At 38.8% G+C, this 14,876-nt stretch carries 14 protein-coding genes and 2 riboswitches; of the genes, 4 read left to right on the forward strand and 10 right to left on the reverse strand.

Annotation, left to right across the window (positions count from 1 at the left end; translation table 11 throughout):
* Window positions 1-22: 22 nt before the first annotated feature.
* Together FZC41_RS09715 and FZC41_RS09720 are read right to left on the reverse strand one after the other, a co-directional pair.
* A complete protein-coding gene (locus tag FZC41_RS09715) occupies window positions 23-712 on the reverse strand; it encodes a prepilin peptidase (protein ID WP_148567218.1) in 690 nt (229 codons plus the stop codon).
* A gap of 85 nt (window positions 713-797) precedes the next feature.
* A riboswitch (cyclic di-GMP riboswitch) is annotated at window positions 798-882 on the reverse strand.
* An 82-nt stretch (window positions 883-964) separates the two neighbouring features.
* A riboswitch (cyclic di-GMP riboswitch) is annotated at window positions 965-1,049 on the reverse strand.
* Between the two features lie 197 nt (window positions 1,050-1,246).
* A complete protein-coding gene (locus tag FZC41_RS09720) occupies window positions 1,247-2,230 on the reverse strand; it encodes a sensor domain-containing diguanylate cyclase (protein ID WP_148567219.1) in 984 nt (327 codons plus the stop codon).
* Window positions 2,231-2,526: 296 nt separating this feature from the next.
* Here FZC41_RS09720 and FZC41_RS09725 point away from each other — a divergent pair, with 296 nt between their 5' ends.
* Entirely contained in the window at window positions 2,527-3,978 is a 1,452-nt protein-coding gene (locus tag FZC41_RS09725; RefSeq protein ID WP_148567220.1) for an MFS transporter, read from the forward strand.
* A gap of 102 nt (window positions 3,979-4,080) precedes the next feature.
* Here the strand turns inward: FZC41_RS09725 and FZC41_RS09730 are convergent, their stop codons facing one another.
* Window positions 4,081-5,091 (reverse strand): ABC transporter permease, encoded by a 1,011-nt coding sequence (locus FZC41_RS09730; protein ID WP_148567221.1) that lies wholly within the window; start codon window positions 5,089-5,091, stop codon window positions 4,081-4,083.
* Window positions 5,085-5,816, reverse strand: a complete 732-nt coding sequence (locus FZC41_RS09735; protein WP_148567222.1) for an ABC transporter ATP-binding protein — start codon at window positions 5,814-5,816, stop codon at window positions 5,085-5,087. The genes FZC41_RS09730 and FZC41_RS09735 overlap by 7 nt, the downstream gene beginning before the upstream one ends.
* Window positions 5,817-5,977: 161 nt before the next feature.
* Here FZC41_RS09735 and FZC41_RS09740 point away from each other — a divergent pair, with 161 nt between their 5' ends.
* Window positions 5,978-6,571, forward strand: a complete 594-nt coding sequence (locus FZC41_RS09740) for a TetR/AcrR family transcriptional regulator (protein WP_148567223.1) — start codon at window positions 5,978-5,980, stop codon at window positions 6,569-6,571.
* Window positions 6,572-6,671: 100 nt separating this feature from the next.
* On the opposite strand, the gene FZC41_RS09745 is transcribed toward FZC41_RS09740, so the two are convergent.
* The 4 genes from FZC41_RS09745 to FZC41_RS09760 form a co-directional block, all read right to left on the reverse strand.
* The gene (locus FZC41_RS09745) at window positions 6,672-7,646 is read right to left on the reverse strand and encodes an aromatic ring-hydroxylating oxygenase subunit alpha (RefSeq protein ID WP_148567224.1); all 975 of its coding nucleotides are present in this window, start codon (window positions 7,644-7,646) and stop codon (window positions 6,672-6,674) included.
* A 106-nt stretch (window positions 7,647-7,752) separates the two neighbouring features.
* On the reverse strand, window positions 7,753-8,412 hold the full coding sequence (locus tag FZC41_RS09750; RefSeq protein WP_148567225.1) for a potassium channel family protein: 660 nt from the start codon (window positions 8,410-8,412) through the stop codon (window positions 7,753-7,755).
* Window positions 8,413-8,426: 14 nt separating this feature from the next.
* Window positions 8,427-9,077: a potassium channel family protein gene (locus FZC41_RS09755; protein ID WP_148567226.1), complete on the reverse strand. Its 651-nt coding sequence runs from the start codon at window positions 9,075-9,077 to the stop codon at window positions 8,427-8,429.
* Between the two features lie 12 nt (window positions 9,078-9,089).
* Window positions 9,090-11,912, reverse strand: a complete 2,823-nt coding sequence (locus FZC41_RS09760) for a cation-translocating P-type ATPase (protein WP_148567227.1) — start codon at window positions 11,910-11,912, stop codon at window positions 9,090-9,092.
* 276 nt (window positions 11,913-12,188) lie between these two features.
* Between FZC41_RS09760 and FZC41_RS09765 the strand changes: the two genes are divergently transcribed.
* Together FZC41_RS09765 and selD are read left to right on the forward strand one after the other, a co-directional pair.
* The gene (locus FZC41_RS09765) at window positions 12,189-12,506 is read left to right on the forward strand and encodes a CC/Se motif family (seleno)protein (RefSeq protein WP_279235177.1); all 318 of its coding nucleotides are present in this window, start codon (window positions 12,189-12,191) and stop codon (window positions 12,504-12,506) included.
* Window positions 12,507-12,569: 63 nt separating this feature from the next.
* Complete coding sequence (selD, locus tag FZC41_RS09770) at window positions 12,570-13,607, forward strand: selenide, water dikinase SelD (protein ID WP_148567229.1); 1,038 nt, start codon at window positions 12,570-12,572, stop codon at window positions 13,605-13,607.
* A gap of 157 nt (window positions 13,608-13,764) precedes the next feature.
* On the opposite strand, the gene FZC41_RS09775 is transcribed toward selD, so the two are convergent.
* Together FZC41_RS09775 and FZC41_RS09780 are read right to left on the reverse strand one after the other, a co-directional pair.
* Window positions 13,765-14,247: a DNA-deoxyinosine glycosylase gene (locus FZC41_RS09775; protein ID WP_148567230.1), complete on the reverse strand. Its 483-nt coding sequence runs from the start codon at window positions 14,245-14,247 to the stop codon at window positions 13,765-13,767.
* Complete coding sequence (locus tag FZC41_RS09780) at window positions 14,244-14,618, reverse strand: MmcQ/YjbR family DNA-binding protein (protein ID WP_148567231.1); 375 nt, start codon at window positions 14,616-14,618, stop codon at window positions 14,244-14,246. Before FZC41_RS09780 ends, FZC41_RS09775 begins: the two co-directional genes overlap by 4 nt.
* Between the last annotated feature and the right edge of the window lie 258 nt (window positions 14,619-14,876).

Raw genomic sequence — 14,876 nt, forward strand, 5'->3', positions numbered from 1 at the left:
AACTTTATCACGCTCATGAATGTTATCCATTGATTAGTAGTCCCAAATCAAATAATAAATAGTGACTGTTTATCATATTTATAACCAGCACTGCCACAAATCCAGAGGCCATAAATGGTCCCAATGCTATTTTTGATTTCAAATTCCCCTGGCCTGTGATAATAATGTAAACAGTATAGATGATCAAGAAAAATGTCATAATCAGGATTGCCGTTAATACTCCATACAACCCGAGACAAAAGCCTACGGCTGCAGCATATTTGACATCTCCCCAACCAGCTCCTTTTCCAATCATTGCCGGTAAAAAGAATATAATAAAGCCTAATGCTAAACCGAATAAATTGACCTCTATGTTACCAATCGGTTGACCTGTCACTAAAAATGCCGCGCCAATGATCAACGTTATGAGGATGAGCTCATTTGGTATTTTCTTAATACTGATATCCACTGCCGACAGGATGATGCAAACAGAAAAGAGTAACATGCATTCCAGCGTATTGGATTGCAACCCATTGATTAAAATAAGAAGAAACCAGCCTATGGTGTTTACGGCAGCCCAAAGCATTGTTTTTCTAATGCTTCCTGAAAATCGATAAGGCATGAGTGTATTAACTCTTCTTTGAATTAAATAGATTGTGGACTTCTCCATACATACGCCGATGATTGCTCCAACTGCTAAAACGACAATATTAAAGAACGTCATTTGGTTCATTATTTAACCCCCTTATTCTTTTTTTGCAATAAAAAAGCAACGTTTTGACGCGTTGCACTAAAGGTATATTAAATATACCCCTTCTACCTGCAACTGGCTGTCATATAAAAATTTACTTAGACCCTTAAGCTTTGCGTCCTTACCTTTCGATAAGTATGCTAAATATTAAATTATAATCTCAAATTTTTTCTTTCAATAAAAAAACAACGTTCTGACACGTTGCACTTAAGGCATATCAAATACACCTATCTTATTCGCAACTGGCTGTCATATAAAAAATTACTTAGACCCTTAAGCTTTGCGTCCTTACCTTTCGATAAGTATGCTAAATATTTAATTTACATTATTCTAATACACTTATGTTCTTATGTCAAGTGTTTTATTCTTAAATATATCATTACAAGAGTAAATTTTAATTCTTTTTTTAAGACCTGATTAATAAAGCCTCACAAGCCCAAATTAAAAACACCTGTCAACTCTAAATGAGTCACAGATGTTTGTGAAAATGATACTTGTTATTATATAATAGCTTTATTACTCCAATTCTTTTTGTCGTTCCAATTGCCTTTCAGCCATTTCAAAAATCGCATTAATATTTTCAGTTTCTTCATATTTTGTATAGTAGCCAAAGGGAACAGACAGTTTTATGGATTCCACCTTTGCTTCATCCATACTTTTTTTAATTCGCTTAATCGCCCGTTCTACATTCGCGCCTGCAGTTCTAGGCATCAGAATAACAAATTGATTACCTTCCAGTCGGGCAACGACATCATCACCTCGGCAGACATTCTTGAGAATTTGAGCGACCTTCTTAATCAAAATATCCCCTACTGTACGTCCATACTTAACATTAACCTGGTCCAAACGGCTAACCGACAGTAAAATTATTGACAGCGGATAATATGATTTATTATCCAGTCTTTCTAATTCCTTATCATAATACTTTCGATTATATGCTCCTGTCAGCTGATCACAAAAAGTCAACGATTCTACATTTTCCTGATTTTTTCGCTCTTCAAGCATTGCTTTTAAGAATTTCTTATTTTCTGTTACATCCTGAATAAAACATACCATCCCTGTAATTTCGCCATTTTTGTTTTTTACCGGGGCCCAATGATTTTTCCCCAGGATTATATTATCCTCGCTATCCTTATGTTCTTCAATTGAACAAAACTGTTCCCCTGATAAAACGCGATCAAGAAAGCCTTTCATGTTTTTCCATTCTTCATTGTCATCTATGAGATCAAGCAAATTAGTACCTATCTCTATGTCTTTTCCCCATTGAGATTTTGCCATCTCCTTATGTCGATTGTTAAAGCTTATATACCGGTACTCTGTATCTAAGCAAAAGATAATAAAATCATGAGTTGTTTCAAGAATTGTTTTTAAAAGATTATTTGCAAGCTCCAATTTTTCAGATAATGTTATAATACATTCTTCTAAAGCTTGATCGCCTTGCTTTATTCGCTGATCTGCTATAATTGTATCAATTGTAATTTTGTCGTCATGATTACTCACTATGCCCAACCCTCCTAAAATAATTAAATCCTAGCTATTACATCAAATTAAACTTGTCTTTATCTCAATTTTCTTCATAACGATGTTGCTCCATATACAAAACTAGGAATCACTTTTTACATTGTACCATTTTCATCAGCAACTTTCTACTTCTTTAATTACTTAACTAAGCGGAATTTATATATTTTCCTTATATTATGACGATAATTGATGATAATTGACAGTTTTGATCGATTGGGGTAAAATAATTTGCATAGTTCAATCTAGCTAGAAATATAAGGAGATGAAAGATAAAAATGCAACAAATCGGTGATCACTCAGAAGCGAACAAAAAACTAATTCTTTTTGATATTGTATTAATTACATTTATGTCAACTTTGGACACCAGTATTATCAATGTTGCGATGCCCCGTATGGTGGATGCATTGTCCACCACCACTCAGCTCATCACCTGGGTGGTAACAATTTATCTCATTGTTATTTCTTCAACTATTTTAATTTTTGGACGGCTCGGCGATCTAAAAGGAATCAGCAAAATTTTCATTTGCGGTATTGGGCTATTCACCTTTGGTTCCGCCTTATGTGGATTATCCGGTTCTTTAATCATTTTGCTCATGGCCCGAATGATCCAGGGAATCGGTGCGGCTGCGACGATGGCCACAAGCTATGGCTTAATTACACAGGTCTTTCCAATAAATGAGAGAGGCAAAGCATTGGGTATTTCTGGTACTTTTGTAGCGATTGGATCGATGACCGGACCAACTTTAGGCGGTTTTATTGTTGATGCCTTAAGTTGGCACTATATATTCCTTATTAATATACCCTTCGGAATCTTTGGTTTGATATTAGCGATAAAAGTTCTGCCTAAACCAGTCCCAAAAGCAAAGGAAACCCTTGATATTAAAGGCGCACTACTGTTTGCTTTGACAATTATACTTTTATTTTTCTCCCTGAATATTGGAGGAACGGTGGGATACACCCAGCCCGTCATTATGCTATGCCTTTCACTTTCACTCATTTCATTTGTTGCATTTATTCTCATTGAAAATAAGTGCAAAGCCCCTCTTCTTCAATTGAGTATTTTTAAAAGCACCTTGTTTTCTCTTAGTATCTTTTGCGGATTTATTTCATTCATTGCGATTGGCAGTTTCACAATCATTCAGCCATTTTATCTTGAAAACGCATTGAATTTATCGCCTTCCACGACTGGATTAGCCATGATCGTTTATCCTATATTCTTGTCCGTTGTTTCACCCATCAGCGGTTATTTATCAGACAAAATTGGATCGAAAATGCTCACTTTTCTGGGCTTGACTTTATTGAGTTTTTCACTTTTTCTCATGTCAAGCTTAACCGAAACATCTCCCATCTGGCTGTTTATTATTTTTGTTATCATTATGGCTATCGGGAACGGCCTGTTTCAGCCTCCCAATAATGTATTGGTGATGTCCAGCGTCTCTGATGATAAGATCGGTATCGCCGGCAGCGTTAATTCTCTGGTAAGAAATATTGGCGTCGTTTTTGGGGTAACCATGTCCACTAATCTTTTGTATTTGCAAATGAGTAACAAAATAGGATATCCAGTTTCTAATTTTGTTAAAGGAAGAGCTGATGTTTTTATCTTTGGTATGAAAAGCGTTTACTTAAGCGTAGCTTTCATTTGCGCCATTGGAGCGATTATAACTGCCATCCGTTTTTTGGGGAAGAAGCCTCACAAGATAAATGCTGAAGATTCTCCGAATTTTTAATTTTCTATGTTCCCACCGTTATCTAAAAATAAACGGTGGGAACTCCCTGCTAACCGTCAGTCGTTATTTTGATACCGCTTGATTGCATTCTCCAAATATTTATTACAGTCTTCGGTATTTTTTTAATGCCATCACATTCACTATAAACAGTACGCCGATAAATAATACCGAACCCACCAGCCAGGGCCATATTTCCATAAAACCCTTGCCTTGAATCATAATCATTTCCAGTGATGTACAGCCATAGTAAATCGGTGTAAAATAGCACAGATTTCCCAATCCAAAGGGAATCGTATCAATGGGTATCAGTCCGGAAAAAAAGATCTGCGGAATTAACACCACCGGAATAAACTGAACCATCTGCAATTCGTTGTTTGCAAAAATAGAAACTAGGGCTCCCACAGATACCGCCGAAAAGGCCATTAAAATCATTACCAAAATACAAAGCGATACCGAACCTTCCACATGAAGGTGCAAGACATAAACAGAGAATAAAATAATCACCACACTTTGCAGTGCCGATAACAAACCATAGCCGAAGGTGTACCCGCCAATAATATCCATTCGGCTAATCGGCGTCATGAGCATCCGCTCTAAAGTTTGTCCAAAACGCTCCCGTACAAATGACATCCCCGAAAGAATGAAAACAAAGAAAAATGAGATAACTCCGAGAAAAACATAACTGAGGGAATCTAACTGATTGTCATCCGCTGTTTCATAAACATACTCGATCAGCAATTCACTCTGTGAAGGCTGCAAAACTTTATTGGTATCCTGAATGGCTTTTAAGGCTGTGGCGGATTTGGAGTTCTTCTCCAGCAGTTCAATGTGAGTTCCTTCTGAATCTTTCCAAATCAGCGCATCGATTCCGTTCTCCTCCAAATAGTTTTTTGCCTCCGGTTTTTCATTCAACTCGATAACCCCGGCATTTTGTTGCAGTTCTGTAATGAATTTTTCACTCATATCGTAAGTCGCAATTTGTGGAACATAGTTCGAATTTCCTAAAATAAAATACAACAGAGTTAAAACCAGCAGTGGTGCAAACAACAGTAGTCCCAGCGAACGTTTATCGTTTTTTATTTGTCCCAGGATTCGTTTAACAATGCTTAACATGTTGCGCCCTCCACTTCTGACTGATCGTCCATAAAAAACAATTCCTCGATATTCCCATTTGGTGTCATTCCGATTAAATTTTCAACGGTATCCTGGGCAATAATATGGCCGTTTCGAAGCAGTGCAGCATCATCGCACTGAGTCACTTCATCCATGACATGGGTCGTAACCAGAATAGTAACTCCGCTTGACTTCAGTTGCTTAAGATACTCCCATATTCTTCTTCGCAAAACTGGATCAACCCCGACAGTCGGTTCATCCAACAGCAGCAGCTTTGGATGATGAATCATTGCCACCGCTAACGATATTCTTTTTTTCATCCCTCCCGAGCAATCACGAACCAACTTAGTTTTATCTTGCAGCATATCCACAACCTGCAGCAGTTCTTCGGCATTTTTCTCGAATGTCTTTCGATTCAATTTATGAAGTCCCGCAAAAAACTTCAAATTCTCCCATACCGACAGTTCCTCATACAGTGCTTCATTTTGGGGCATATAACCCATTTCTGCTAGAAGTTGTTGGTTTGGCACCTTGGTTCCGCCGATTGTAACGGTTCCATTTTCCGAGCGGATAGCTCCCATCATAATGCGCAACAAGGTTGTTTTCCCTGAGCCGGATGCTCCTAGCAGACAAAATATCCGCCCGGAATTAATGGTTAAGTTAATCCGATTCAAGACCCGCTGTTTTTTAAAAGATTTATCGACTTGATTCACTTCTATCTTCATTTTCAATGTTCTCCTCTTGATTTTTCTATTACCCTCATTTTAGTCCCAATGGTGCCCGTATTCAACCAACAGTCTTTTTCAAAGTGTCGGATTTTCTTGTTAATCCTGCTCTATTGGTTTATAATTATCATAAACGACATGGTTAACGAGGTAATATCTCCATGAACAAACCTTTATCAACGACCGCTCAAATCACCCGACAAAATCTGATCGATTCATTTTGGCAGTTATATTGCAAAAAAAGAATTGAGAAAATCTCTGTAAAAGAGGTTTGCGACCTTGCCGGATATAATCGCTCGACTTTTTATGTTTATTTTATCGACGTATACGAAATTCTGGAAGAAATTGAAGAGCAGACTATTACCACTGAGGATTTTAAGAAAATTGTAATCAAACAGCTTTTTCGCGGTAAGCTTTCACATACTGATCGCAAAAAAATTATTTTGAAATCGGTTCTTGAGTTCTTTGAAAAAAACAAGACCAACCTCCCTGTTCTATTAGGGGAGAACGGTGACCCCCTATTCAGACAGAAGGTCTTGCAGAAACTCACTCCTGCGGTACTATCGATGTATAAAAAGCTAACGCCTCAACAACTGCTGGAAGTGAAGTATTTAATGGAATACCAGAGTGCGGCCATGCTCAGCACTATTTCCAAATGGTACACCAATGATAAAGACATGCCAACCGCACAGTTTTTAGAACTGCTTTTAGCGGTCACAACAAATGGTATTCAAACGGAATTATCAAAATATTAATACCAAATAAAAAACGGCTTGATCCGGTCCGCAATCAGCGTTCCAGTCAAGCCGTTTTTTTTATTGCTTTTTATAAAGCTCCGAATAATGCTATTCTGTTTCAGCTCTTATCCGAATTTTTCAGCTCATCACTCACCCTTCGGTATTTGATAATCGGTCCATCTCCAGATAATAGCTTTTCTCCCGATTTTAAAGCTGAAGCTTTCGGCTTCTGAGTAATGACGACTCTTTTATCCTGACGTTCGATGATTCGATTGGCAAACTTTCCAAAGAATGCTATGATTCGATTTATTATTCTCGAATTTGTTATTTTGCAATAAAACCGGATATACAAAACTGTATTTTCTTCATCCACCGGGGCAAAATAGATGATGACCTTAACTTTATGAGAAATGTGGTTCATCCACATATTGGGAAACATAAAACTCAGATACGTCTCTTTAATGATACATTCCGCCGCCGGTTTTGGCGTTTGTCCCTCATCAACCTCATTATTTGCACTAGTTGTTAAGACATTATTTTCAAATTCTACTTTAGGTCCATTAATAAGGGTTTTATTCCCTCTCCCTATCGTATTGTAATGCACGATTGGAACATGGACAACATCCAGCTGGTTTTCAATAGAACGTGAGTAATGGGAATTCCAATGATCTTCAATTTCACTATAGACATAGGAATCATCTACATGATCATAAAAAAACGGCAACTCTCCAGTGGCATTTTCTTCATCTCCATACCATAGATATATAATTCCGTTTGATTCTTTGACCAAGTAATGTTTGACATTATAGCGGCTGATATCGACAGTGGATGCTTTGCCATTTGCCGGGATGAACATGCATTTTCCATTTTTATCAAACTGAAGTCCATGAAAGGGACAGCGAATACAGTCACCCTTTATTTTTCCCTTACTGAGTTCAGCACCCCGGTGAGTACACTGATCGACCACACAGCCAAGCTCATTTTTGGTATTTCTAAATAATGCCAGGTCTAAATTCAACCTTTTTACACCAAGCATTTTATTTTTTTTAACTGCTTTTGATGGGAGTATTGCATACCATTGATTTTTGATCATAACTGTTCTTCCTTTCAAAATATAAAATCTGAAATTCTTCCTTTTATCTTTGATTCAGAAATACAATTCTCTTTAAATGTTTTCTGTAATAAAACGCCTTCGGAATTTAGTCAAAAATTTCATTCAATTCTTTTCGACTTGCTTCATCCGCCAGTAATAATATGTCATCACCGACAAGAATTTTTGTATCGCCATTGGGAATCGACAATACTTCATCATGAGTAATCGAAATAAGTACTGTTTGTTTGGGAAGTGATAAATCTTTTAACAATTGATCGGCGGCTTTGGCCTTTCTTCCAACCTTCATTTTAATAATCGAGTAGTCTCCTTCGGTGAGTTTTAAAAGGGTAAACATATCTTTTATATTCATTTCTTCAACAATGAAATGGGCCATGATATCTGCCTGATTAACACGAATATCTACACCCATTCCACTGTCAAATAACCAGGCATTTTTAGGATTGTTAACTCTGGCGACAACTCGTGGAATACCAAACTCCATTTTAGCAAGGGTTGAAATGACTAAATTTGTCTCATCGTTACCAGTAACGGCAGCAACAACATTAGCGGAAACAATATTCGCTTTTTCCATTGCATCAGGATCTGAACCATCTCCATAAAAAAGTATTTCAGGAGGAAAGACTTTTTCAAGCATGTGAAAGGTTTTTTCATCATGTTCAATCAGAGACACCTCATGTCCATTTGATAATAACAGAGCAACAATGTAGGAGCCTACTTCTCCTCCACCGATAATAACGATTCTCATCCTAATTCCTCCTTCTATGATAAATCTAACATGTATCTCAATTTCTTAGTTGCCGATAGCATGACTGAAAGATAGAGAATATCTTCCGCTTCAAAAACGGTACCAGATGTTGGCATAAATGTTTTTTCATTCCGCGTAATCGCCACGACATGAATCTCTCCAATAACCATGATATCATTTACCCTTTTGCCAATGAGCATGGGTGTGACTTCAATTCGTACTAAATCCACATTACCATTGCCGATCTCATAAACGCGGTCTAAATGATTATATGATAAAATTTCGGTTGCTCTTTCAATTCCCCAAGTTGTTGTGGATATCGTTTGAATACCCAGTCGATGATAGATATTTGCCTTACGGGGATCGTACAATCGCGCAATGACATGGGGTACCCGATAAATATTTTTTGCAATTCTTCCGATAACCGCATTCGCGGCATCACTTGCTGTGCAGGATACAATGGCATCTACTTTATCAATCCCCGCTTCATTAAGCACATCCCGATCAAAGCCGATGCCGGTAACTTTTAATCCGGTAAAATTCATTCCCAGACCTTTAAATGCCTCTGGATCAGAGTCAATCACCGTTACCTGATGACCTCTTTTGACCAGATTCATGGCTAAACCGATGCCCAGTCTGCCCAAACCTACTACAATAACTTTCATACTTTCACCTCTCTATTTTTTCACAATCGTTTTTTTATCGTTTCGACGAATTAATGCTTTTCTAGCTTCTTCAAGCAACAAAATAATCGGTGGCCACATACACAAAAACAGCCAATCTGTTAAACTGAGTGCCGCAGTATGAAAAACAGACTGCAATACTGGCAAGTAAATTAAGGTGATTATCAAAATAATTTGCACAATGACTCCAAAATTCACTTGACTATTCGTAAACAATCCCACTTTAAAAACAGACTGTTTTTCTGTTCGACAATTGTATACGGCGCCAATTTGACAAAATGCGATGGCAGCAAGTGTCATTGCCGTTGCCTTGATGTATACGGGATCAACCCCACCGGCAAGAGCCACACCAGGCCATCCATTTTGCATATTGATAAATAAGTAAGAGATTGTTGAAGCCGCCGAAGCCAATAAGCCATACCAGAGAAAAGCTTTGAAAACGACATTTTTGCTTAACAACGGTTCTTTTTGATTGCGCGGCGGTTTATCCATAATTCCTGCTTCCGGTTTCTCGGTTCCCAATCCCAATGCCGGTAGCATATCTGTCCCTAAATCAATCGTTAGAATCTGCATAACCGTTAATGGTAATGGAATGGCTCCTCGGGAAACCAGGTATAAAATAGATGGAAATGCTTCCGCCATATTTGAGTTTAAAATATAAAGCAGAAATTTTCGAATATTACTGTAAACTGCCCGACCTTCTTCAATGGCATGAACAATCGAAGCGAAATTATCATCGGTCAAAATCATGTCGGCTGCTTCTTTTGCCACGTCGGTACCGGAAATACCCATGGCTACACCAATATCGGCTTTCTTAAGGGCTGGTGAATCATTGACACCGTCCCCGGTTACCGCAACAACCTCGCCCATTTCCTGTAAATTAGTGACAACCCGCAATTTTTGTTCAGGTGCTACCCGGGCAAAGATAATCTCATCTTTCAGATATTCTTTTAGTTGCTCATCCGAAAGCGCTTCCAGATCCAGTCCGGATAAAACCCGGGGATGGAGACCTTTTACAATTCCAATCCGTTTTGCAATGCTTTCAGCCGTTAAACCATAATCTCCCGTAATCATGATGATGCGGATTCCGGCATGGTGGCACTCTTCGACAGCATCAACCACCTCTGCCCGGGGCGGATCGGCCATGACAACCAAACCCACAAAAACCATATCCTGTTCAATGATTTCCGGTGTATAAGCACTCATAGCAGTGGGAATTTTGTCTTCTTTGTGAAGCAAACGATAGGAAAGTGCCAGGACACGCAGGCCGTTACGGGCATATCCGTCATTTGCTGCCATGATTTTTTTTCGGATTTCTTCTGTTATCGGCTGAGTTTCTCCGTCTATTCGAATAAAATCGCTTAAGTTTATAATTTCTTTTGGAGCCCCTTTTACATAGGCAACCCGCCTAGTTCCATCAATCGGTTTCTCCAATTGATGAACGGTTGTCATTCTCTTACGTCGGGATTCAAAAGGTAATTCCCATAAGCGGGGAGTTAATTCCAACTGTTCTTTCATATTAATGCCCGCTTTTTCAGCGACCACCCCTAAACAAGCCTCTGTCGGATCACCTAATACAGTATAGCGGGGAGACTCTTCATTTGGCGGCAACAAACGGGCATTACTGCAAAGTGCGACCCCTGTTAACAAAATCCTCAGGTCTTCATTGTCCTGCGCCATGACCTTTTTATTGCTATCCATGATATCTCCGACTGAACTGTATCCCACCCCGGTCACTTCATATTCTTTATCGATTAACCATAAATGATTAACCGTCATTTCATTTTGCGTTAATGTCCCGGTTTTATCAGTACAAATAACAGTCGTGCTCCCTAAAGCTTCAACCGAGGAAAGTTTTTTTACCAGCGCATTTCGTTTGGACATGCGTTGTACTGCCTTCGCCAGGGATAGCGTTACCGTTGGAAGTAATCCTTCCGGGATAAACGCGACAATCATCCCTAAAGCAAAAACAAATGCGGTGGCAACCGGTTCCTTCACTAAAAACATTGCTGCCGCAAAAAAGAATATCCCTAAAGCAATCGCAATAATCGAAATTTGTTTCGTCAATCGATTCAGTTCTTTTTGCAAGGGACTATCTTCTGCTTCCATGTTTTGTGTTAAACCCGCAATTTTTCCAAAAGCTGTTTTCATCCCAATTTCCATGACAGCAGCTTTTCCATTACCTTCTGAAACACTTGTCCCGGCAAAAATCAAATTAGGCGTTTCAGCCCGAGTTAAATCTTCTTTTAATACAGCTTCCTTAGTTTTTCGAACCGGGTTGGATTCGCCGGTTAAGGTCGATTGATCGACTTGTAAATCGCTGCATTCTATCAGGCGGGCATCTGCTGAAATCTTGTCGCCCTCTTCAAATAGAATAATATCTCCAATTACCAGGTCTTCGGCAAGAATTTTTTGTTCTTCCCCACCTCGAATAACTCTTGCATAGGATGGTAGCATATTTCTTAGGGCATCTGTTGCTTTACCGGCACGATGTTCCTGCCAAAAACTAAAAACGCCATTAATAACATTAACGGCCCAAATTGCGATTCCCAATTGCGGCATTCCTGCAAAAAAAGCAATCGCGCCTCCACCCCATAGTAATATTGCCATTAAATGCGTGAAATTCAACAGAAAAATAAGTAGTTGGGATTTTTTCTTTTTCTCATCGATAAGGTTTTTTCCAAATTTTTTCTGTATATTTTCCGCCTGGGTTTGGGTTAATCCCTGAGGGCTTGTTCCCAGCGCTTCATAGACCCCATCTACCGGAAGCTTATATATATTTTCTTTCACATCCGAAATCGATTCCTTTTTATCCAAATTTTTTCCTTCTTTCTCGATGAAGTAAAACAGTTGCGGTTTTATTTTTTTTTCGCTTGTATGCTTATACTAATAATTTTATGCCTGCAAATGCTAATTAGCAAGCGAATAAATCAACCAAAGTAGCCATATTTTTATTACCTAAAAAGCAAAAGAAATGATTCGTTCGTTTCAGAAAAAATAATATAATTTTGATGAATAAGTTTTAAATAATGTTATAATGAATTTATATATTAAAAAGAATGTACAAAAGGAGGGATTGTTATTAACTTAGAAATTAAAAAAGGCGTTGAATCGTATTTATATCAACGAAATGCCAAAGAGATTTATATCGAAATGACCAATCGCGGAGGCTGCTGCTCAGGTCCCGTTTATCTTCCGGTGGTCAAATTAGGAAAACCGGATTGTGAGAATATGTATGACCTCATTATGAAAGATAACATTGCCTGTTATCTTCCTAGAAAAGCGATAAATAATGAAACTAAACAGGTTACTATAAAACTTCACAACATTTTAGGGCGTAAGTCTTTAGCAGTAACTGGAATACTTGCCTACAAAGAAGATACCTGGGCCCGGAGCCAAAAAAAATATTAATCATTTCTCATTCTGCAATCAAACATCATCATGCTTCGAGCTTTTTATAAGAAAGGTTTTTATATGGAAACAGAAGTAAAATTAACAAAACTGGCTAATTGTGCTGGATGCGGCGCAAAAGTTGGTGCCGGAACCTTATCACAAATTTTAGATAAGCTCCCTACTTTAAACGATCCGCGTCTGATTGTTGGCTTTGATAAAAGCGATGACGCGTCTGTCTATGTCATCAATGACGAGCTGGCACTGGTGCAGACCATTGATTTTTTTCCACCGATCGTCGATGACCCCTTCATTTTTGGTCAGATTGCTGCTACCAATGCCTTAAGTGATATCTATGCCATGGGCGGCGAGCCGAAACTGGCAATGAATATTTTGTGCGTCACCAAACAGATGAGCCAGGATACCATTTATTCCATTCTTCGCGGCGGCTATGAAAAAGCCTATGAGGCTGGCGCTATCATTACCGGCGGCCATACCATTGAGGATGCTGAACCCAAATACGGATTATCCGTCTCCGGATTCGTCAATCCCAAACGGGTATTGAGAAATTCCTCCGCTAAAGAGGGTGATGTCCTTATTCTAACAAAACCTCTTGGCATCGGAATCCTGACAACTTCTGCCAAAGCAGATATGGTGAGTGAACCGGTCTTAAAACGGATTTATGAACAAATGTCAACCTTAAACAAAACAGCCCGGGATGTCATGATAAAATACGATATTCACGGTTGCACCGACATAACCGGCTTTGCTCTGCTTGGTCATTCTTATGAAATGGCACAGGGCAGCAAGCTGACCATCCATTTGGACAGCAGTTCCGTTCCTTATCATCCGGAAGCCTACGGACTGGCTGAAATGGGAATGATTCCCGAAGGTGCTTATCGTAACCGGGATTATGCTGAGTGCGGCGTTCGTGCCTCAAAAAAAGTTTCCGTCGCCATGCAGGATATTATGTATGATCCACAAACCTCAGGAGGACTTTTGATAGCTGTCAGCGAAGCAGATTCTGTTAAGATGATTAAAGAACTTAAAGACTCGATTCCCTGTGCCGCTATTGTCGGACATGTAACCAAACGTGATGATTACGCTATCGTCATCGATTAATTTTTTTTAAAACTAGCTTTTCAGCGAAAAAAGAGACAGCTTTCTATGGCTGTCTCTTTTTTACTTTTGAATATGATCAGCGGGTAGTAAAACGCCGTTATAGCTTCGCGTGTTCAGATCATCTTATCTTCAAGTTCTTATCTTCAAGTTCTTACCTTCATGATTTCAGGCAGATCTCATTTTTCCAGCATTCTATCAGTCGTTCCAATGAGTACCTCGCGTTGGCAGGACTTGTCGATGGCAGCTTTATGATCTTTTTATTAGTACTCTCATAACAGTAGCGATTATATAATTCATAAGCCTTGCCGCCATTTGCATAAATGGTTTCAATAGTTATCTCATGCAATAGCTTTACGATATCGTTTGGTATGACATTTTTAATTGAACTGTCACTTGAACCATTTATGTCACAGGAATAGATGACATCCCAGACCGCGATATTGTTTCTTAACAGCATGGTCTTCTGATCTTCGATCGTTTCAGGGGTTGGAACTCCCACAAGCGCACTTACAACTTTCCAAAATCTGTTTTGGGGATGCTGGTAGTAAAAGCTTGCCTCCCGTGATTTTACAGATGGGAATGTCCCCAATATTAGAATTCTTGATTTTCCATTATAAACAGGTTCAAATGTATGTTTCATAATGCTTCAATCTCATGCTGTTTCTTTTTAGTCAATTTCATGAATACTGTGTGATAAGCCAATTGAATGCAATCGACCAGAATCTTCTCCGGTACATCGCCGTCCAGCATAATCGAATTCCAATGCTGTTTGTTCATATAATATCCGGGAATAATATCCGGATACCGAGAACGAAGAATTTCACCGTCACCAATGGGCAGCTTGATTGTCAATAACGAGTCTCCTTCTTTATTTTCACCACGCATGGCAAACATCACATCTCCGACAAAATATCGGACTGCATCCCATTCCTGTTTATAATCCCGGGATGTTCCCGGCATTGGTTCAACCGTTCTTTCAATCAGTTCATCCCATTTTTCACAAGGTTTCATTTTTCTTCTCCTTTGCAACCAAAGTTTTTGATATAGATATGAATTTCTGGTTGCTTTATCCCATCTCTTGTCAGCAGATTTTGTTTATCCCGCTGAAAATTTGCTTCATATAAAGGTTTACCGCTCGGTTAGCCGGTCCTCAAACTTTTTACAAAATAACCTATCACCTTTTTTGATAACCGTATGTTCTTCCTATTTCTTGCTCATAAATTCTTCTCTGGTCATGGAATAAGCTTTGACATCCCGGATTTCACCGGT

It is taken from the genome of Acetobacterium paludosum, from assembly GCF_008086595.1.
GTDB lineage: Bacteria > Bacillota > Clostridia > Eubacteriales > Eubacteriaceae > Acetobacterium > Acetobacterium paludosum.

Coding starts and splice junctions, on each gene's coding strand:
- FZC41_RS09715 (WP_148567218.1), bottom strand. CDS start 712: ATGAACCAAATGACGTTCTTTAATATTGTCGTTTTAGCAGTTGGAGCA.
- FZC41_RS09725 (WP_148567220.1), top strand. CDS start 2,527: ATGCAACAAATCGGTGATCACTCAGAAGCGAACAAAAAACTAATTCTT.
- FZC41_RS09730 (WP_148567221.1), bottom strand. CDS start 5,091: ATGTTAAGCATTGTTAAACGAATCCTGGGACAAATAAAAAACGATAAA.
- FZC41_RS09735 (WP_148567222.1), bottom strand. CDS start 5,816: ATGAAGATAGAAGTGAATCAAGTCGATAAATCTTTTAAAAAACAGCGG.
- FZC41_RS09740 (WP_148567223.1), top strand. CDS start 5,978: ATGAACAAACCTTTATCAACGACCGCTCAAATCACCCGACAAAATCTG.
- FZC41_RS09745 (WP_148567224.1), bottom strand. CDS start 7,646: ATGATCAAAAATCAATGGTATGCAATACTCCCATCAAAAGCAGTTAAA.
- FZC41_RS09750 (WP_148567225.1), bottom strand. CDS start 8,412: ATGAGAATCGTTATTATCGGTGGAGGAGAAGTAGGCTCCTACATTGTT.
- FZC41_RS09755 (WP_148567226.1), bottom strand. CDS start 9,077: ATGAAAGTTATTGTAGTAGGTTTGGGCAGACTGGGCATCGGTTTAGCC.
- selD (WP_148567229.1), top strand. CDS start 12,570: ATGGAAACAGAAGTAAAATTAACAAAACTGGCTAATTGTGCTGGATGC.
- FZC41_RS09775 (WP_148567230.1), bottom strand. CDS start 14,247: ATGAAACATACATTTGAACCTGTTTATAATGGAAAATCAAGAATTCTA.
- FZC41_RS09780 (WP_148567231.1), bottom strand. CDS start 14,618: ATGAAACCTTGTGAAAAATGGGATGAACTGATTGAAAGAACGGTTGAA.